The sequence below is a fragment of the Micromonospora sp. CPM1 genome (assembly GCF_023896895.1).
GTDB lineage: Bacteria > Actinomycetota > Actinomycetes > Mycobacteriales > Micromonosporaceae > Micromonospora > Micromonospora tulbaghiae.
In genome coordinates, this window is sequence record NZ_JAMHIU010000022.1 from 31,159 (window position 1) to 48,889 (window position 17,731).

General features: G+C 73.6%; 18 protein-coding genes. 11 read left to right on the forward strand and 7 right to left on the reverse strand.

Going from position 1 to position 17,731, the window contains the following annotated elements:
• Nucleotides 1–4 precede the first annotated feature (4 nt).
• The 3 genes from M8C11_RS23980 to M8C11_RS23990 all read right to left on the reverse strand — a co-directional run bounded on the left by M8C11_RS23980 (nucleotide 5) and on the right by M8C11_RS23990 (nucleotide 2,496).
• On the reverse strand, nucleotides 5–712 hold the full coding sequence (locus M8C11_RS23980; protein ID WP_252453322.1) for a response regulator transcription factor: 708 nt from the start codon (nucleotides 710–712) through the stop codon (nucleotides 5–7).
• A 98-nt stretch (nucleotides 713–810) separates the two neighbouring features.
• Nucleotides 811–2,073 (reverse strand): sensor histidine kinase, encoded by a 1,263-nt coding sequence (locus tag M8C11_RS23985; RefSeq protein WP_252453325.1) that lies wholly within the window; start codon nucleotides 2,071–2,073, stop codon nucleotides 811–813.
• A 6-nt stretch (nucleotides 2,074–2,079) separates the two neighbouring features.
• The gene (locus M8C11_RS23990) at nucleotides 2,080–2,496 is read right to left on the reverse strand and encodes a hypothetical protein (RefSeq protein ID WP_252453328.1); all 417 of its coding nucleotides are present in this window, start codon (nucleotides 2,494–2,496) and stop codon (nucleotides 2,080–2,082) included.
• A 441-nt stretch (nucleotides 2,497–2,937) separates the two neighbouring features.
• Between M8C11_RS23990 and lanKC the strand changes: the two genes are divergently transcribed.
• The 7 genes from lanKC to M8C11_RS24025 all read left to right on the forward strand — a co-directional run bounded on the left by lanKC (nucleotide 2,938) and on the right by M8C11_RS24025 (nucleotide 11,611).
• The gene (gene lanKC, locus M8C11_RS23995; protein WP_252453331.1) at nucleotides 2,938–5,583 is read left to right on the forward strand and encodes a class III lanthionine synthetase LanKC; all 2,646 of its coding nucleotides are present in this window, start codon (nucleotides 2,938–2,940) and stop codon (nucleotides 5,581–5,583) included.
• A 353-nt stretch (nucleotides 5,584–5,936) separates the two neighbouring features.
• Nucleotides 5,937–7,205: an MFS transporter gene (locus M8C11_RS24000; protein ID WP_252453334.1), complete on the forward strand. Its 1,269-nt coding sequence runs from the start codon at nucleotides 5,937–5,939 to the stop codon at nucleotides 7,203–7,205.
• A gap of 155 nt (nucleotides 7,206–7,360) precedes the next feature.
• Nucleotides 7,361–8,089 (forward strand): hypothetical protein, encoded by a 729-nt coding sequence (locus M8C11_RS24005; protein ID WP_252453337.1) that lies wholly within the window; start codon nucleotides 7,361–7,363, stop codon nucleotides 8,087–8,089.
• Nucleotides 8,090–8,431: 342 nt separating this feature from the next.
• Nucleotides 8,432–8,584 (forward strand): hypothetical protein, encoded by a 153-nt coding sequence (locus M8C11_RS24010; protein ID WP_252453340.1) that lies wholly within the window; start codon nucleotides 8,432–8,434, stop codon nucleotides 8,582–8,584.
• An 8-nt stretch (nucleotides 8,585–8,592) separates the two neighbouring features.
• Nucleotides 8,593–9,591 (forward strand): tyrosine-type recombinase/integrase, encoded by a 999-nt coding sequence (locus tag M8C11_RS24015; protein WP_252453343.1) that lies wholly within the window; start codon nucleotides 8,593–8,595, stop codon nucleotides 9,589–9,591.
• Between the two features lie 139 nt (nucleotides 9,592–9,730).
• Nucleotides 9,731–10,651 (forward strand): hypothetical protein, encoded by a 921-nt coding sequence (locus M8C11_RS24020; RefSeq protein WP_252453431.1) that lies wholly within the window; start codon nucleotides 9,731–9,733, stop codon nucleotides 10,649–10,651.
• Nucleotides 10,652–10,744: 93 nt separating this feature from the next.
• Nucleotides 10,745–11,611 carry a bifunctional 5,10-methylenetetrahydrofolate dehydrogenase/5,10-methenyltetrahydrofolate cyclohydrolase gene (locus M8C11_RS24025; protein ID WP_120569874.1) on the forward strand — a complete coding sequence of 289 codons (867 nt, stop codon included), beginning with the start codon at nucleotides 10,745–10,747 and terminating at the stop codon, nucleotides 11,609–11,611.
• Nucleotides 11,612–11,614: 3 nt separating this feature from the next.
• Here M8C11_RS24025 and M8C11_RS24030 read toward each other — a convergent pair whose 3' ends face one another.
• Entirely contained in the window at nucleotides 11,615–12,394 is a 780-nt protein-coding gene (locus M8C11_RS24030) for an endonuclease/exonuclease/phosphatase family protein (RefSeq protein ID WP_120569873.1), read from the reverse strand.
• A 174-nt stretch (nucleotides 12,395–12,568) separates the two neighbouring features.
• Between M8C11_RS24030 and M8C11_RS24035 the strand changes: the two genes are divergently transcribed.
• Both M8C11_RS24035 and M8C11_RS24040 read left to right on the forward strand, forming a co-directional pair.
• Nucleotides 12,569–13,342, forward strand: a complete 774-nt coding sequence (locus M8C11_RS24035) for a TSUP family transporter (RefSeq protein WP_308212782.1) — start codon at nucleotides 12,569–12,571, stop codon at nucleotides 13,340–13,342.
• On the forward strand, nucleotides 13,327–14,130 hold the full coding sequence (locus tag M8C11_RS24040) for a GNAT family N-acetyltransferase (RefSeq protein ID WP_252453346.1): 804 nt from the start codon (nucleotides 13,327–13,329) through the stop codon (nucleotides 14,128–14,130). Before M8C11_RS24035 ends, M8C11_RS24040 begins: the two co-directional genes overlap by 16 nt.
• Here the strand turns inward: M8C11_RS24040 and def are convergent.
• Together def and M8C11_RS24050 are read right to left on the reverse strand one after the other, a co-directional pair.
• On the reverse strand, nucleotides 14,110–14,619 hold the full coding sequence (gene def, locus M8C11_RS24045) for a peptide deformylase (protein WP_120569871.1): 510 nt from the start codon (nucleotides 14,617–14,619) through the stop codon (nucleotides 14,110–14,112). The genes M8C11_RS24040 and def overlap by 21 nt on opposite strands.
• Nucleotides 14,620–14,640: 21 nt before the next feature.
• Nucleotides 14,641–15,138, reverse strand: a complete 498-nt coding sequence (locus M8C11_RS24050; RefSeq protein WP_121684247.1) for a MarR family winged helix-turn-helix transcriptional regulator — start codon at nucleotides 15,136–15,138, stop codon at nucleotides 14,641–14,643.
• A gap of 48 nt (nucleotides 15,139–15,186) precedes the next feature.
• On the opposite strand from M8C11_RS24050, the gene pip reads away from it, so the two are divergent.
• Nucleotides 15,187–16,152 (forward strand): prolyl aminopeptidase, encoded by a 966-nt coding sequence (gene pip / locus M8C11_RS24055; RefSeq protein WP_252453349.1) that lies wholly within the window; start codon nucleotides 15,187–15,189, stop codon nucleotides 16,150–16,152.
• Between the two features lie 43 nt (nucleotides 16,153–16,195).
• On the opposite strand, the gene M8C11_RS24060 is transcribed toward pip, so the two are convergent.
• Nucleotides 16,196–17,389 (reverse strand): chorismate-binding protein, encoded by a 1,194-nt coding sequence (locus tag M8C11_RS24060; RefSeq protein ID WP_252453351.1) that lies wholly within the window; start codon nucleotides 17,387–17,389, stop codon nucleotides 16,196–16,198.
• A gap of 123 nt (nucleotides 17,390–17,512) precedes the next feature.
• Between M8C11_RS24060 and M8C11_RS24065 the strand changes: the two genes are divergently transcribed.
• Nucleotides 17,513–17,713 (forward strand): DUF5999 family protein, encoded by a 201-nt coding sequence (locus tag M8C11_RS24065; RefSeq protein ID WP_013286363.1) that lies wholly within the window; start codon nucleotides 17,513–17,515, stop codon nucleotides 17,711–17,713.
• Nucleotides 17,714–17,731: the final 18 nt, after the last annotated feature.

Here is a 17,731-nt window from a genome sequence, read left to right on the forward strand (position 1 = left end):
GGCCTCAGCGGGACAGGCCGGCCATCCGGGCCGGCGGCGCCGTGCCGGGTTCCACCAGGCCGCACTGGTACGCGGCCACCACCGCATGCGTCCGGTCACGCATCCCCAGCTTCGTCAGGACCCGGCTGACGTGGGTCTTGACCGTCGCGTCGCCGAGCACGAGGTGCTCGGCGATCTCCCGGTTCGACATCCCGTACGCCATGAGCACCAGGACCTCGCGTTCCCTCGGCGTGAGCCCGCGCATCTGGACCGGTGTGGGCAGCCCCGGGTCGGGCCGGGAGGCGAGGTCGTCGAGCAGCCGCCGGGCGACGGCGGGATCCAGCCACGCCTCCCCGGCGGCCACCGCGCGGATGGCCGACACCAGTTCCTCGGGCGCGGCGTCCTTGAGCACGAAACCGGAGGCGCCCGCCCGCAGCGCGGCGTGCACCGCCTCGTCCACGTGGTAGGTGGTCAGCATGATGATCCGTACCGGCCGGTCGGCGTCGTCGATGAGCTTCTCCTCGGCCATCGACCTGGTGGCGGCCAGACCGTCGGTGCCGGGCATCCGCACGTCCATGAGCACCACGTTCGGGCGCAGGCGGCGACCGAGTTCCACGGCCTGCGCCCCGTCGTCGGCCTCGCCGACGACCTCGATGTCCGGCTCGTTCGTCAGGAGCATCGCGAGTCCCGCCCGTACGAGCGGCTGGTCGTCGGCGAGCAGCACCCGGATCATGAAGGCTCCCGTCCTCGGCGGCCGTGACCGCGGCCCCACCACATGATCATCGGTGCCGGCGTCGGCGGCTAGCCGGATGTCGCACAGCGGACACGCGTTCACCCGACAGCGGACACCCCGCCGTCACCCGGCGCCGCCACGAGATCGCCGCGCTGCGCGACCGGCAGCGTCGCGCTCACCCGGAACCCGCCCTCCGGACGCGGCCCGGCGACCAGGCGACCACCGACGCGTTCCAGCCGCTCGGCCAGACTGGCCAGCCCGTTGCCGGTCGACAGCCCCGCCGCCGTACCGCCCGGGTCGCGGCCCGTGCCGTCGTCGTCGACACGCAGCAACACCACCCGCTCCTGCCACGCGAAATGCACAGTCGCGCAGGCACGCCGCCCGACGTGCTTCAGCGTGTTCGTCAGGCTCTCCTGCACCGTCCGGTACGCCGCCAGCTCGATACTCGGATCCAGCGGCCGGGGACTGCCGGACACGGACATCGTCACCGTCAGCCCCGCGCACCGCATCGACGTCAGGAGCACCTCGATGTCGTCCAGCCGCGGCTGCGGGCCCGGCTCACCGTCGCCCGCCGGACCCGACTCGGCCCGCATCACCGCCAGCAGCCGGCGCAGCTCCGCCATCGCCTGCTGCCCGGCCTGCTGGATGTGCAGCAGCGCCTCCCGGGTCCGCTCCGGGTCGGAGGCGCTGATCCGGGCGGCACCGGCGGCCTGCAGAACCATCACGGTCACCGAGTGGGACACCACGTCGTGCAGTTCGGCGGCGATCCGGCGACGCTCCAACGCCACCGCCTCGGCCCGGGCCAGCCGCCGCTCCCGTTCCAGCTGGGCCACCCGCCGCCGGTGCCGCCGCACCACCGAACCGGCCGCCCACGCGGCAGCGTAGATGAGCGCGAACATCAACGCGGTGACCACGAACTCCCCGGCCCGCGCGCCCGGGTTCGGTTCCACCCGGAACGAATCGAGCGCGCTGAGCAGGCTACGCGCGCACGCCGCCGCGTACGCCACCGCCGACACCACGAACGGCCGCAACGCCGCCACCGTGTACAGGGCGACGATCAGGCCCACCCACGGCCGGTAGTCGTGCACCAGGAACCACATCGCCACGCCGTGGGCGCACTCGAACACGAAGACGGCGACCGGCGCGCGGGCCCGCCACCACAGGGCGCCGATCGACAGCACCGCGGCGAGCACCTGCAGCCACTGCCGGGCCGGGCCGACCGGCTCGCTCTGGATCACCACCGACGAGGCCGTGAACAGGTCGAGCAGGCACAGCACCGGCAGCAGCAGAAGATCGTGACGCCACCATCTCGCAGCCCGCGCCGCGCCGGACGGCGCCACCGCACCGGTCACCGTGGTCATCGGCGGCTAGGAGTCTTCGGCCGGGCAGCCGATCCCGAACAACCGGCAGGTCCAGGACAGCGGGGAGCCGTCGTCGTCACCGCCGCCGTCACCGTCCGGCGGCGGCGTCGCCGCGCTCACCCGGTGCGTCGTCACCGGCGCCGCCGGCCGGCCCGGCACACCCGGCCGGCCCGCCCCCACCAGCACCACCGACGGTACGACGTCACCGGCGGCGTCCGCGGCCACCCGCCACCGCCGGTCCGTGTCGTCGGCGAGCAGCGCCAGCACCCGGCGCACCGCCGACGCGTCGGTGCCGTACCCACCGGGAACCACCTCGCCGGCGATCGACACCATCAGCAGGTCCGCCGGGTCACGGTGCAGCACCGACACCTCGGCGACAGTGAGCGGTCGCACCTCCGCGCCGCTGACCCCGACCAGACGCACCGCGTCACCGGACCGCGGCCGCCCGGCACCCACCGTCCTCAGCAGACAACGCCGGCCGTCCAACGCGACCCCACGCGCGACAGTCACCCACCCGGCCGGCCGCTGCGCCTGCAGGAGCACAACCGTCGGCGGCGACTGGACCTCGGTCTTCATCACGGACCTCCAGAGAACAGGGAAAGGCGGGCGCACAGCCCGCGTACGCGACGAATTCTGGCCGACACCGGGCCCCGCGGACGTCCCCGTACCGGGTGACATCCGGTGTCACCTTCCAGACGGACCCCCGGCGCCCGGCACCGGGCCGGGGAGGACCCCGAACCTCGCCCCACGGCCGGACGCCAGGACCGGCCGGCTACGACCACGATGGAACCAGTCCGGACGACGGCAGCGACACACCGAACGCCCCGGACACCCATCCCATCCGTCACGGCCGCGAGGTTTGCCATGCCCACGCCCGGTGCGTTCCTGATCGCCGACCCGGTCCACGTCGACTTACCGGCGTACGTCGCCGACACGGCGAGCCGGTTCCCGCTGGCCGACCAGACCCCGCCCGCCGGCTGGCGCGTCGCCGAGCACGGCGGCTGGGTCATGTGGCACCCCACCCAGGCGCAGCTGCCGCAACAGGGCTGGAAGGTGCACGTGTCAGTGGGCCTCGACGACGCCGCCGACGTGCTCGACCTGGTACGCGACCACTGCGTCCGCCACCACGTCGCCTTCAAGTTCCAGCGCAGCCGCCGGCTCGCCCTGGTCAACAACGAGAAGTACGCCCACCGGGCCGGCAGCGGCAAACTCGCCGCCCTGTACCCGGCCGACGACACCGCCCTGCGCCGCATCCTCGACGACCTCGGCGCCCGGCTCGCCGGCTACCGCGGCCCGTACGTCCTCAGCGACCTGCGCTGGCACGACGGCCCGCTCTACCTGCGCTACGGCGGATTCGCCGAACTCTGGTGCGTCGACGGCGACGAACCCGTCCCCGCCGTCGTACGCCCCGACGGAGCCCTCGTCCCCGACCGGCGCGAACCCGTCTTCACCGTGCCCGACTGGGCCCCCGTACCCGACTTCGTCGCCGAACGCATCGCGGCGGTGGCCGCCGAAACCCACGACGACCCGCCCTACCGCATCGACGAGGCCCTGCACCACTCCAACGCCGGCGGCGTCTACCGCGCCACCGACCTGCGCGACGGCCGCACCGTCGTCCTCCGCGAAGCCCGGCCACTGGCCGGTCTCGACGGAGCCGGCACAGACGCGCTCACCCGCCTGCGCCGCGAGGAGGACATGCTGCGGCGCCTCGCCGGCCTCGATTGCGTACCACGACTGCTCGACCGCCTCACCTGGTGGGAACACGAATTCCTGGTCGAGGAGTTCGTCGAGGGGGACACCCTGCAACACCACCTCGCCATGCGGCACCCCCTGATCCACCCCGACCCCACCGACCAGGACCTGGCCGACTACACCGCCTGGGCCCTCGACGTCATCGACCGGGTCGAGACCGCACTGTCCCAGGTACACGCCAGGGGAGTGGTCTTCGGCGACCTGCACACCGCAAACGTCATGATCCGACCCGACGGCCGGATCGTGCTCGTCGACTTCGAACAGGCGTACCTGGTCGACGAGGACTTCACCCCGTCACTGGGCGACCCCGGCTTCGCCACCCCGCGGATACGCCGCGGCCCGGCCGTCGACAGGTACGCGCTGGCCTGCCTCCGGCTCGCCGTCTTCCTACCGATCACCCAGCTCACCGCCCTGACCGACGAGAAGTTCCACGACCTGACGACCGCGGCCCGACGGTTCCCCCTGCCGGCCGGCTACCTCCAGCGCATCCGGGACGACCTGCACACCGCACGCACCGCGCCCACCACCGACGGCGCCGCCACCACGGCACCCGACCGCAGCCGCGTCACCCGCTTCCCCTGGCCCACCGCCCAGACCGCCGACCACACCCCGCTGCTCGAATCACTCGCCGCCGGAATCCGCGCCACCGCCACACCGCACCGCACCGACCGGCTCTTCCCCGGCGACCCCGGACAGTTCCCGCACGGCGGCGCCACACTCGCGCACGGCGCCGCCGGCGTCATCTGGGCCCTCGTCACCACCGGCGCCGACTACCCCGAACGCGACGAACACCTCGACTGGCTCGTCCGCGCCGCACGGCGCCTACCCACCACGCACCTCGGCCTCTACGACGGCCTCGCCGGCATCGCCGCGCTGCTGGACCGCACCGGACGCCACGACGACGCCGCGGAACTGCTCGACCGATGTCGCACCGGCCTCCACGACCGGTACGGCCCCGGCCTGCACAGCGGCCTCGCCGGCATCGGACTCGCCCTGCTCCGCACCGGCCGGCCCGTCCCCGACGACGCCCTGCGCATCGGCGACCGGCTCGCCCGCACCCTCACCGGCGACACGAAACAGCCCGTACCCGAACCCGCCCGCCCCGGCCTGCTGCGCGGCTGGTCCGGCCCGGCCGTCTTCCTCACCCGGCTCCACGAAGCCACCGGCGACCCCGCCTGGCTGCGCGCCGCCCGCACCGCCGTCCGCCGCGACCTCGAACACACCGTCCGCGACGACAAAGGCAACCTGCACGTACGCGACGGCGCACGACGACTGTTCTACCTCGACGAAGGCAGCGCCGGCATCGCCGTCGCCGCACACACGCTGCTCCACCACGGCGAACGCCCCTGGCTGCGCGACGTCGTCACCACCGTCCGCCGGACCGTCGACGTCGAGTTCGTCCTGCTGCCCGGCCTCTTCCACGGCCGCGCCGGACTGCTCGCCACCGCCGCCCTGCTCGCCGACGACCCACCACCGCACCGGCCGCGCGCCACGCGCCCCGTCGCACTCGTCCGCGACGGCGCGGCCCGCCCCCACCCGCCACACCTGACCCGGCTCGCCTGGCACGCGTACGCCCTCGACGGCCGCCTCGCGTTCCCCGGCGACACCCTGCTGCGGATCTCGACCGACCTGGCCGCCGGCGGCGCCGGAATCCTGTCCGCGATGCACGCCGCACTGCACCGCACCGGAGTCACCCTGCCCTTCCTCGACGCGCCCACCCACGTCGCGTCCACCGACCACCTCCTCGCCGCGAGCTGAACCAGCCGGCACCCACAGACCCCGTCGGACCACCGACGGCCCTCCGGGCGACACCGGAGGCCCGACCACCACACCCACGAAGGAGGTGAACCCCCATGACGAAGCTCCTCAACCTGCAGGCCATGGCCACGCAGAACGGCACCCGCCACGCGGTCCCGCCGCAGTCCAGCAGCATCAGCATCGCCTGCTGCAACGGCTGAGACGGCAGTGGCGACAGGGCCACCGGCCCCGGCCACACCTGATCCGCCTGGCGACCCGGGCGGGCGGCCCCCCGCCCGCCCGGGTCCGTCGTCAACCCGCCCCACAGCCGGTGGAGCCGACCTCCCGCCCGCCACCACGCCAACGGAGCCCCCATGCCGCCCACCGGCCTGCGACACAACCGCGACTTCCTCCTGATCACCGTCGCCCGGACCGCCTCCAAACTCGGCACCCAGGTCACCGCCGTCGCCACACCGCTGCTCGTCCTGATGATGACCGGCTCCGCCACCGACGCCGGCCTCGTCGCCTTCGCCGAGGGCATGGCCCTCGTCCTCGTACTCCTGCCCGCCGGCCTGCTCGCCGACCGCCGCGACCGGCGCATCCTCATGCTCTGCTGCGACGGCGGCGCCCTGCTCGCCGTCACCGGAGTCATCGTCCTCGCCCTCGTCGGAGACGCACCAGTCCTGCTGATCGCCGTCCTCGCCGCCGCCACCGCCGGTCTCGGCGCCGCGCTGCAACCCGCCGCCGCGGCGGCGACCCGCGCCGTCGTCCCGGCCCGCGACCTGCGTACGGCGACCGTGTTCAACGAGACCCGCAACGGCGTCGTACACCTGGCCGGCCCACCGCTCGGCGGCTTCCTGTTCGGCCTCGCCCCGGCACTGCCGTTCCTCATCGACGCGATCTCCTACGCCGTCTCCCTCGTCGCCGTGGCCCTGCTGCGCGGCCCGCTCGGCCGGTCCCTGACCGAGCCGGGGGAGTCCCTGCCCCGGCAGGCGGTCGCCGGTGTCCGCTTCCTGTGGCGCCACCCCTCACTGCGGTTCACGCTGCTCAGCGGCGCCGTCCTGAACTTCGCGTTCGCCGGCGTGCTGCTGGCGATCATCGTCGTGCCGGTCCGCAACGGCGCCTCCGGCCTGTCCGCCGGAACCGTCATGGCGTGCGTCGGGCTCGGCGCCGTCGCCGGGTCACTCGTCGCGTCCTGGCTGACCGCCCGGATACCCACCCGCTGGCTGATCCTCGCGGTCATCTGGGCCTGCGGCGTCCTGACCGCCGCCATGGCCACCACCGACAACGGACTGGTCCTCGGCGCGCTGGCCGGCGCCTGCGTCCTCGTCGTACCGGCGGCCAACATCAGCATGCTGACCCTGCAGACGCTGCTGACCCCCGGCGACCTCCAGGGCAGGGCGAACGCCGCCACCAGCTTCATCGCGCTGATCGTCGCGCCGTTCGGCCCGGCGCTGTCCGGTCTGCTGATCGACCGGGTACCGGCCCCGATGGTGTTCGGCAGCTTCGCAGCCGTCATGCTGGCGCTCGCCGTCGTCGCCGCCCTCGCGCCCGCTGTGCGCGCCATGCCCGATCTGCGGTCCGTCGAGGAGGACGCCCGGGAGGCGGGCGACGCCGAGCACCGCGACCCACAGCCGGTCTGAGCCGACCGTCGCGCCGGCCGGCGCGGGGGAGAGGCGCCGGTCGACGGCCCCGCTCCGCACGACCGCGCCGGGACATTCGGATGATCACGAGAGCGCATCGTCCGTGCCACCATGGAGAGCCTTCCGGGACAGGCCACAAGGGACGACGTGCCGCCATGGAGCTGCGCAGAAGCCGGCAGACGCTGTGGAGCGGCCTCGCGATCTTCGTCGTCGGCGTGGCTCCGCTGCTCTACCTCACGCCCTCGTCAACCGTCAGGTGGGCTCTCGTCGGCCTCTGGCTGCTGGCGGCCGGCGTGTTCGTCGCCTACCAGCTCAGGCCGTTCCGGTTCCGCATCGGCGCCGACGGGCTGGACCTGCGGGTCGCCGGGATCGACCGGCTGGTGGCGTGGGCCGAGATCGAGTCTGTCGTCCTCGACCAGCCGCTGCCGTCGGGCGGCCGGAAGCAGAGAGCCGCATCGGTGTTGCTGGTGCCGGCCACCGCCTCGACGATCGATCGTCGGCTCACCGGCCGCAGCCCGGTCGACGGCCGGCCGGCCCTGGTGCTGCTCGACCTCGACCAGGTGCGACAGCCGCCGGGTGAGGTGGCGGCCGCACTGGCCCACTTCGGGCAAAGCCGCTTCACCGACGCCCGGCAGCGGGCTCCGCAACGGTCGGGCGCCCTGCCGGACCTGGACGCACTGAGCTGGTTGTCGGACCTGACGCCGCGAGTCCAGAAGGCGCTCGACTCGGGCGACGCGTCGCAACGGCAGGCACTCAAGGCAGAGGTCGATGCGGCGCTCGCACAGCTGTCCGAGGAGCCGCCGGGGAACGGCCAGCCACGGATGGACAAGGTTCTGAAGGCGATGTCGGACGCGCTCGGCGCGGAGGACATAAAGCCTGCCTGAGCACCCCGTCGCCGGATTCGATAATGTACATTATGTCAAGTAACCCGGAGACGGGACCTCCCCGAGCGCCCGCGCGAGGCAGGTGACCGCTTCGCCAGGCCTTCGGGGTGCCGGCGGGTCAAGCAGTCACCCCCCCGTCGTGCCGCGTGCTCGACCTGGCGAGCGTTGGCACCGACAGTGAGCTCGCCGTCCGCCGCCAGCCGCCTCGCACCGACAGACACGATGTCACCGGCGTTGCCCGCAGGCAGGCACGCAATCGTCTGAACCCCACCTCGCTCCACCCACCGTCCGCCGATCATGAAGTTGGCGGCGACAAATTGGACAGCACTTCCGGTCAACCTCATGATCGCTCGGAGCTGCCGCCAGTTCGCCGAGGTGGCTGCATCGGAGGACTGCGGTTACCGCCGCCTCGGCGAGGTGGAGTTGATCATCGCCTCGATCGTCCGCGCTCCCCCGAAGCGGGCCTCGTGGCGGGAACGCGAGAATCATGCATAATATCCCTTATGCATGACAAACCGGACGAAACGGTGAAGGCTCTCATCGAGGAGTTCCTCACCGCCCGGGCCACCCGTAAGCCCTCACCGCACACCCTGGCCGCGTACCGGAGGGATCTGACCACAGTGGCCGAGCTGGTGGCGGCGGACGGTGACGCCACTCCCCTCCCCCTGGACCGGCTGGCGGTCAGCGCCCTCTCCCCCCGCGTGATGCGCGCGGCGTTCGCGCGGTTCGCCGCTCCCCGCGCCGCCGCGTCGGTCCATCGCGCCTGGTCGACGTGGAACAGCTTCTTCACGTTCCTGGTCGCCGAGGGCGTCGTACCGGGAAATCCGATGCCTGCGGTGGGCCGGCCCCGCACGCCTCTCCCCCGGCCCAAGCCGCTGCGGGGCGAGGACACCCCGGAGGAACTGCTGGCGGCGGTGGCGCGCGCGGAGGGCCGGCAGCGTGATCCGTGGCCGGAGCGCGACCTGGCGGTGCTGGCACTGGCGTTGTGCGCGGGGTTGCGGCTGTCGGAACTGCTGGCGCTGCGGGTGTCGTCGGTGGCCGGGCGCGCCGGCGAGCGGCGGGTGGACGTGGCGGGCAAGGGCGGGCGGCCGCGTACGGTGCCGATCGAGGACGCCGTGGACCGGGTGCTGACCGGTTATCTGGACAGCCGGCGGCACCGGTTCGGGTCGCGCAGCGTGCGGCCGGACGCGCCGTTCCTGGTGGACCGTCAGGGTGAGCCGTTGCGGCGGGGTGGTCTGCAGTACCTGGTGGAGTCGTGTTACCGGCGGGCGGGCATCGGTGACCGGGTGCCTCGGGGCGCCCGGTTGCACGCGTTGCGGCACACGTTCGCGACGCGGCTGGCGGAGGACGGGGCGAGCGCGGCGGAGATCATGCGGTTGCTGGGGCACGCGTCGTTGGCGTCGTCGCAGACGTACATCGAGGTGACGGCGGGTCAGCAGCGGGCGGCGGTGGCGGCGAACCGTACCAACCGGGCGTTGTCGGGGTTGACGCCGCCGCGGTGACGGGCGTGCGGGGGTCCGACCTGCTGGCAGGATCGGCGGGATGCGAGTTGGTGCGGCACGGGCGGTGGCGGTCGGGTGGGTGCGGGAGCGGATGCGCGTCGATCCGTTGATTGAGGGGGCGTTTTTCAGCGGGTCGACTGTGGGGTTGCCGGACGACGCGGTGCTGCCGGTGTCGTCGGACGTGGACGTGTTGCTGGTGCGCCGTGAGCCCGGCGCGAAGGTGGGCAAGTTCGTGCACCGGGGGGTGCTGCTGGAGGTCAGCACTGTCACGTGGGAGGAGTTGGGTGGCCCGGAGGACGTGCTGGGGTCGTGGGTGTTCGCGCCGATGTTCCGTACCGATGGGGTGATCGCGGATCCGTCGGGCCGGCTGGCCGCGGTACGGGAGCGGGTGGCGGCGGGGTTCGCGGATCCGGTGTGGGTGCGGGCGCGGTGCGCGGGCGTGCGGCGGCGGATCGAGGCCGGGTTGCGGGCGGTCGGCGGTTCGGCGCCGGTGGCGGAGCAGGTGCTGGCGTGGGTGTTTCCGACGTCGTTGCTGGCGGTGTGGCCGGCGGTGGCGGGGTTGGCGGATCCGACTGTGCGGCGGCGGTACGTGCGGGCGGAGGGGGTGTTGTCGCGGTTCGGGTTCGCGGATCGGTATCCGGAGCTGCTGGACACGCTCGACGGCGGCGGGGCGGGTGTGGACGCGGCGCGGGTGCGGGAGCATCTGGCCGGGTTGGCGGTGGTGTTCGACGAGGTGGCCCGGTTGCCGCGGGAGGGGTTCGCGTTCGGGGCGGATCTGGGTGCGGCGGGGCGTCCGGTGGTGTTCGACGGTGCGGCTGAGCTGATCGAGGCGGGCCGGCATCGGGAGGCGATGTTCTGGGTGCTGGTGACGTACGCGCGGTGTCATGTGGTGTCGGGTCCGGTGGCGCCGGAGCGGGAGCGGGCGTTCGGGGCGGTGCTGGCGGATCTGGGGGTGGTGTCGGCGGCGGATCGGCGGCGGCGGGCGGACGGTCTGCTGGGGGCGTTGCCGGGGTGGCAGGCGGTGGTGGATGCGGTGGCGGCGGAGGCTGTGGCAGGCTGAGGGGGAACGCGACTGGCGGCACGGGGATGGGTGAACCATCGGGGAGCTCGTCGTGGGGGTCGACCGCCTGGGCCTCCGCGGGCGAGGTGTCGTATGTCTTCTGCGCGGTTGTTGCCGGGTGGTCCGGTGGCGGAGCGGGTGTTGTCGGAGGTCGCCGCGTCGGTGGCGGAGCTGCGTGCGGCGGGGGTGACGCCGGCGCTGGCGACGGTGCTGGTGGGTGACGACGACGCGAGCGCGGGTTATATCCGGATCAAGCAACGGCAGGCGGCGGAGCTGGGTTTCGTGTCGCCGCACGTGCATCTGCCGGCGTCGGCGTCGCAGGCGGATCTGCACGCGGTGCTGGCGGATTTCAACGCGGACACCACGGTGCACGGGGTGCTGGTGCAGTACCCGATTCCGGGTCACCTGGATTACGACCGGGCGTTGGCGGTGCTGGATCCGGACAAGGACGTGGACGGGATGCATCCGGTGAACATGGGCCGGCTGGCGTTGGGGTTGCCGGGTCCGTTGCCGTGTACGCCGGCGGGGATCGAGGCGTTGCTGGCGTTCCACGGTGTGCCGGTGGCGGGCCGTGAGGTGGTGATCCTGGGCCGGGGTGCGACGTTGGGCCGGCCGTTGGCGATGTTGCTGGCGCAGAAGCGGCCGACGGCGAACGCGGCGGTGACTGTGGTGCACACGGGGGTGGCGGACTGGCCGCGGTACACGCGGCGGGCGGAGATCCTGATCGCGGCGGCGGGGGTGCCGGGGATCGTGCGGCCGGAGCATGTGCGTCCGGGTGCGGTGGTGGTCGGTGGTGGTGTCCGGTACGAGGGGCGGCGGTTGCTGCCGGACGTGGACGAGTCGTGTGCCGAGGTGGCGGGTGCGATCACGCCGCGTGTGGGCGGGGTGGGTCCGACGACCGTGGCGATGTTGTTCCGCAACGCGGTGGAGGCGGCGCGGCGGCAGAGCGGTCTGGGGTGAGCGTCAGCCGAGGTCGACGACGAGGGGCCGGTGGTCGGAGATGGTGGCCAGCGGGGTGTGGACGGCGGTGACGGGTGGGAGCCGGTCGAGGCCGTGCCGGTCGGCGAGGATGTGGTCGAGTTGGACGCGGGGTTGCCCGGCCGGGTAGGTGGGGCGGCGGGCCAGGGGCTGCCAGCGGGTGAGCGCGGCGGCGGGTCCGGCGGGCAGGTTGAGGTCGCCGAGCAGGATCCGGGGTGCGGGCAGGGTGCGCAGGACGCGGACGACGCGGCGTAGTTGCCAGACGTTCCAGCCGGGGACGAAGGACAGGTGGGTGGCGGCGACGGTGAGGGGGCCGTGGGGGGTGTCGAGGACGGCGGCGAGCACGACGCGGGGTTCGTCGCGGAGCAGGACGAGTCCGCCGCCGGGGCCGGGTGCGTAGATGGGTGAGCGGACGGGTGCGGCGCGCAGGCGGGTGACCTGCCAGGAGCGGACGGGGTGGCGGCTGATCAGGCCGATGCCGTAGAGGGGTTCGCCGTGGCCGTCGTCGTCGTGGGTGAGGGGGCGGAACTGTTCGCCGGGGGTGCCGACGACGGCGGCGGCGAAGCGGTGGTGGTCGGCGTGCAGGGCGCGGGCGGCGACTGCGGTGAGGTCGAGTTTGCCGCTGCGGGTCTGGTCGCGGTCGACTTCCTGGAGGGCGAGGACGTCGGCGTCGAGGTCGGTGACGGCGGCGGTGAGCCGGTCGGGGTCGACGAGCCCGTCGGTGAGGGAGCGGCCGTGCAGCAGGTTGAAGGTGGCCAGGCGCACCTGGACACCCTACGTCGTCGTGGGAGTCTTGCCGGGTGCTGAAACTGTTGTGCTGTTCGATGCTGGTGTTCGTGGCGGTGGGGTCGGTCGGGGTGTGGTTGCGGCGTCGCCGGGGGCGGTGAGGCTGGCCACAGGTGGCCTCGCCGCTGGTGGCGGCGTGGGCAGAATGCGGCGGTGGATGCCCTGTCGTTGACGACGTTGCTGACCGCTGCCCTTCTGGCCGGGTGGGTGGACGCGGTGGTGGGTGGCGGCGGTCTGTTGTTGTTGCCGGCGTTGCTGGTGGCGGCGCCGGGTGTGCCGGTGGCGACGGCGTTGGGCACGAACAAGCTGGCGGCGATCTTCGGTACGTCGACGGCGGCGGTGACGTACGCGCGGCGGACGAAGCTGGACTGGGCGGTGGCGGGTCCGGCGGCCGGGTTGGCGGTGCTGACGGCGGGGTTGGGTGCGGCGTTGGCGGGTGCGGTGCCGGGTAGCGCGTACCGGCCGGTGGTGCTGGTGGTGCTGGTGGCGGTGGCGGTGTTCGTGCTGGCGCGGCCGTCGCTGGGTGTGGTGGCGTCGCCGCAGCGGCGCACTCCGGCGCGGGTGGTGGTGGCGGTGGCGGTGGCCGGTCTGGGTATCGCCCTGTACGACGGGTTGATCGGGCCGGGTACGGGGACGTTCCTGGTGCTGGCGTTCACGGCGATTCTGGGTTCGGATTTCGTGCACGCGTCGGCGATGGCGAAGGTCGTGAACGCGGGCACGAATCTGGGTGCGCTGGTGGTGTTCGGGTTGACCGGGCACGTGTGGTGGGCGCTCGGTGCGGCGATGGCGGTGTGCAACGTGGTGGGGGCTGCGGTGGGCGCGCGGATGGCGTTGCGGCGTGGTGCGGGGTTCGTGCGGGTGGTGCTGTTGGTGGTGGTGCTGGCGCTGGTGGCCCGGTTGGGTTACGACCAGTGGATGGCGGGCTGATCGCGGTGGCGGTGCGGGCGGAGCACGACCGGGCGGTGCTGGCGGGTCTGCTGGGCGGGGATCCGGTGTTGCACGCGTACCAGTTGGGTGATCTGGACGATTTCTTCTGGCCGTACACGTCGTGGTTCCGGCGTGGCGACCAGGTGGTGTTGCTGTATCACGGGGTGGAGTTGCCGACGTTGCTGGCGTTCGCGGCGCCGGGTCGGGTGGCGGATCTGGCCGGGTTGGTGGCGGAGGCGGCGCCGGTGTTGCCGGCGCGGATGTGGGCGCACCTGTCCCCCGGTCTGGAGGCGGTGGTGTCGCGCTGGTTCGTGGTGTCGGAGGCGGCGGCGCATCACCGGATGGCGTTGACGGATCCGGGCCGGCTGGCGGCGGTGCCGGCGGTGGGTGAGCCGTTGGGGCCGGCGGACGCGGCGGAGCTTTCCGGGTTGTACGCGGTGGCGTATCCGGGGAACTGGTTCGACGCGCGGATGCTGGAGACGGGCCAGTACGTGGGTGTTCGGGAGCGTGGCCGGCTGGTGGCGGTGGCGGGGGTGCACGTGTTCTCGCCGCGGTGGCGGGTGGCGGCGCTGGGGAACGTGACGACGCATCCGGACGTGCGGGGTCGTGGTCTGGGTGCGGGTGTGGTGGCGGCGTTGTGCGCCCGGCTGCGCGCGTCGGTGGATCACGTGACGTTGAACGTGCGGGCGGACAACGCCGCGGCGGTGCGGTTGTACGAGCGGCTGGGGTTCTCCCGGGTGGCCGGGTTCACCGAGTGCGCGTTGACGTCAGCGGCCGCGGCTGGGTGAGTCGAACCGGCCGGCGCGGATCTCGCGCAGGGCGCGGCGGCGGGTGTCGCCGCGCAGCGTGTCGACGTAGAGGCGGCCGCGCAGGTGGTCGGTCTCGTGTTGCAGGGCGCGGGCGAGGAAGCCGCTGCCGGTGATGGTGAGCGGTTCGCCGTGCTGGTCGTAGCCGTGTGCGGTGGCGTGCATGGCGCGGGGGGTCGGGAAGTACAGGCCGGGGATGGACAGGCAGCCTTCCTCGTCGTCCTGGAGTTCGTCGGACACCTCCAGGGTGGGGTTGACCATGTGGCCGCGGTGGCCGTCGGCGTCGTAGACGAACACCTGGGCGTTGACGCCGATCTGGGGTGCGGCGACGCCGGCGCGGCCGGGTGCGCCGAGCAGCGTGTCCATCAGGTCGGTGACGAGGGCGCGCAGTTCGGCGTCGAAGCTGGTGACGGGTTCGCTGGGGGTGCGCAGCACGGGGTCGCCGATGATCCGGATGGGGCGCATAGTCATGTCCGGAAGGCTATCCGTTGCTTACCGTTCGCGGGTGTCCGGTGGGGTGTCCAGCAGGCCGGTGTCGGCGATGCGGTCGCGCAGGGGCCGGCGGCGCAGGGCGGCGAGGACCGCGTAGAGCTCGTCGGCGAGTGGTACCGGCAGTTCGGTGTCGAGGTGGCGTACGGCGGTGGTGGTGGCGGCCCATTCGGCTTCGACGGCGGGCAGCAGGGCGCGGGCGCGGTCGGTGAGGGTGACGATGCGGTGGCGGGCGTCGGCGCCGGGGCTCAGGTCGACGAGGCCGGCGCGGCGCATCTGGGCGACGGTCTGGCTGGCGGCGGAGTGGGTGACGCCGACGCGGGCGGCGAGGTCGCGGATGGGCAGTGGGCCGTCGGCGACGAGCGCGCGGACGACCGGTGAGTAGCGGGGCCGGTAGTCGGTGAGGCCGAGCCGCTGGTGGACGGCGGCGACGTCGCCGTCGAGGACGTCCAGGACGTGGCGTAGCAGGGTGCCGAGGGCGTCGCGGTGGGGGGCGGTCACGTCCACTAATGTAACAGTGCTGTTGTATCTGACCCGGGGAGGCCGCACATGTATCCACCGATCGAGCCGTACGCCCACGGCATGCTGGACGTCGGGGACGGGCAGCGCGTGTACTGGGAGACGTGCGGCAACCCGGACGGGCTGCCGGCGCTCGTGGTGCACGGTGGACCGGGGTCGGGCGCGGGCGCGTCCTGGCGGCGGCTGTTCGACCCGGCCGCGTACCGGATCGTGCTGTTCGACCAGCGTGGCTGCGGGCGCAGCACTCCCCCGGCGTCGGATCCGGCGACCGACCTGTCGGTGAACACCACCGGGCATCTGCTGGCCGACATGGAGGCGCTGCGCGCGCACCTGGGGATCGACAGGTGGCTGCTGTGCGGCGCGTCGTGGGGGTCGTCGCTGGCCCTGGCGTACGCGCAACGGCACCCGGCTCGGGTGAGCGCGCTGGTGCTGTTCAGCGTGGTCGCCAACACCAGCCGCGAGATCGAGTGGCTGACCCGGGACATGGGCCGGGTCTTCCCGCAGGAGTGGGCGCGGTTCCGCGACGGGGTGCCCGAGGCCGACCGCGACGGTGACCTGTCGGCCGCGTACGCCCGGCTGGTCGCCGACCCGGACCCGGCGGTGCGGGACAAGGCGGCGCGGGACTGGTGCGACTGGGAGGACGTGCACGTGTCCCTGGCCGGCGGGTACGCGCCGAGTCCCCGGTACGCCGACCCGGTGTTCCGGTACGGGTTCACCCGGCTGGTGACGCACTACTTCGCCAACCGGGGTTTCCTGCCCGACGGGCAGCTGCTGCGCGACGCGGGCCGCCTCGCCGGCATTCCGGGGGTGCTGGTGCAGGGCCGGCTGGACGTCAGCGGCCCGCCGGACATCGCCTGGCAGCTGACCCGGGACTGGCCGGACGCGCGGCTGGAGATCGTGGAGTCCGGCGGCCACGGCGGCGGGCACGGCATCGGCGAGCGGGTGGTCGCCGCGCTGGACGCGTTCGCCGCCGGCCGGAGCCCCGCTGCCAGCTAGAGCCGCCGCGCGAGGCCGGGCAGCCGGGGCGGCGGACAGCCCGTCAGCCGGCGAGCAGGGCGCGGATCGGGGCCGCCTTGGCGGCTGCCTCCGCGACCTCCGCGGCGGGATCGCTGTCCCAGGTGATGCCGCCCCCGGCCCACAGGTGCAGCAGGTCCCCGTCGGCGGCGGCGGTGCGGATGGTCAGGCCCAGGTCGAGCCGGTCGGGCCCGACCCAGCCGAGCGCGCCCATGCCCGCGCCGCGTCCGACCGGCTCCAGCGCGGCGATCTCCGCCAGGGCGGCGTGTTTGGGTGCGCCGGTGACCGACCCGCCGGGGCACACCGCGCGCAGCAGGTCGGCCAGGCCCAGACCGTCGGCGGGCGCCGCCGACACCGTGGACTCCGCCTGCCACAGGTCACACCACCGGCGTACGGCGAACAACTCGTCGACGCGCACCGAGCCGGTGCGGGCGACCCGGGCCAGGTCGTTGCGTTCCAGGTCGACGATCATGACGTGTTCGGCGCGTTCCTTGGCCGAGGCGAGCAGGTCGCGGCGTCCGGCGGGGGTGGCCGGGCGGGTGCCCTTGATCGGGCGGGTGACCAGCCGGCCGCGCTCGACCGCGACGAGGGTCTCCGGGGAGGCGCAGCCCAGCGCCCAGCCGGGGCCGTGCAGGGTGCCGCCGTAGCGGGCGCCGGGTAGCGCGGCGAGGCGGGCCAGCGCGGGCAGCGGGTCACCGGCGTACGGGGCGGCGGCGTGGCCGACGACGTTGACCTGGTAGACGTCGCCGCGGGCGATGGCCTCGCGGACCGCGCCGACGGCGGCGGCGTGCGCGGCCGGGGTCCAGCTGTCCCGCCAGCCTCCGAGCCGCCACGGCGCGGGGGCCGGCGGCCGGGGCGGCGCCGGGCGGTCGGTGTGGTGGTAGACGACCACCACCAGGTCGGGCAGCGCCGGCGCGGGGCTCGGCGCGCCGGGCGACACGCCGATGGCGTACGCGCCGGCGGCGGCGGACAGGTACAGCGCGGCGCCGCACACCCCGGCGCCGGGGTCGTGGCGGCCGGGGCGGGACAGGTCGTCGCGGGCGATGCCGTGCGCGGCGAGGAAGCGTTGTGCCAGGTCGGCGGGGTCGCCGCCGTCGCCGATCGACCAGTGCAGGCGGGCGGTCTCGACGATCCGGCGGCGGCATCCGGGCGGCGCGCCGGGAACATCGACCTCCACCTGTGGGAGCGCTTCCACGACGTCCGGGCCGTTACGGGTCATCCGTTCAGCCCATTCTGGGTGAACATGACGCATCCTTGCTCGTTGCCGCTCAGTTTTCCTTGGTACTGTGCGTCACTGGTCATGTGAACCATGACACAGTGCCCCCACAGTCCGGAGAACCCGATGTGTCAGCACCAGCCCACCTGTCCCTCCGCCGACGCGACCGACCGCGAGGCCGCCCGCGTCCTTGCCTGCTTCCCTGAGCAGGGCTGGAGCCTGCTCTGCAACGGTGTCATCGTCTTCGAGGACACCGGTGAGCTGCTCCCCGACGGGCGCACCATCGCCCCGCACCGGGGTCCGGCCCGCCACGCCCTCGTCGCCTGAGCGATCACGCAGCGTCAG

What these genes read in the sequence shown, in the direction of transcription:
- M8C11_RS24015 (WP_252453343.1), top strand. Translation starts at nt 8,593, where the DNA reads ATGCATGACAAACCGGACGAAACGGTGAAGGCTCTCATCGAGGAGTTC.
- def (WP_120569871.1), bottom strand. Translation starts at nt 14,619, where the DNA reads ATGACTATGCGCCCCATCCGGATCATCGGCGACCCCGTGCTGCGCACC.
- M8C11_RS24000 (WP_252453334.1), top strand. Translation starts at nt 5,937, where the DNA reads ATGCCGCCCACCGGCCTGCGACACAACCGCGACTTCCTCCTGATCACC.
- pip (WP_252453349.1), top strand. Translation starts at nt 15,187, where the DNA reads ATGTATCCACCGATCGAGCCGTACGCCCACGGCATGCTGGACGTCGGG.
- M8C11_RS24060 (WP_252453351.1), bottom strand. Translation starts at nt 17,389, where the DNA reads ATGACCCGTAACGGCCCGGACGTCGTGGAAGCGCTCCCACAGGTGGAG.
- M8C11_RS23980 (WP_252453322.1), bottom strand. Translation starts at nt 712, where the DNA reads ATGATCCGGGTGCTGCTCGCCGACGACCAGCCGCTCGTACGGGCGGGA.
- M8C11_RS24005 (WP_252453337.1), top strand. Translation starts at nt 7,361, where the DNA reads ATGGAGCTGCGCAGAAGCCGGCAGACGCTGTGGAGCGGCCTCGCGATC.
- M8C11_RS24065 (WP_013286363.1), top strand. Translation starts at nt 17,513, where the DNA reads ATGTGTCAGCACCAGCCCACCTGTCCCTCCGCCGACGCGACCGACCGC.
- M8C11_RS23985 (WP_252453325.1), bottom strand. Translation starts at nt 2,073, where the DNA reads ATGACCACGGTGACCGGTGCGGTGGCGCCGTCCGGCGCGGCGCGGGCT.
- M8C11_RS24025 (WP_120569874.1), top strand. Translation starts at nt 10,745, where the DNA reads ATGTCTTCTGCGCGGTTGTTGCCGGGTGGTCCGGTGGCGGAGCGGGTG.
- M8C11_RS24010 (WP_252453340.1), top strand. Translation starts at nt 8,432, where the DNA reads ATGATCGCTCGGAGCTGCCGCCAGTTCGCCGAGGTGGCTGCATCGGAG.
- lanKC (WP_252453331.1), top strand. Translation starts at nt 2,938, where the DNA reads ATGCCCACGCCCGGTGCGTTCCTGATCGCCGACCCGGTCCACGTCGAC.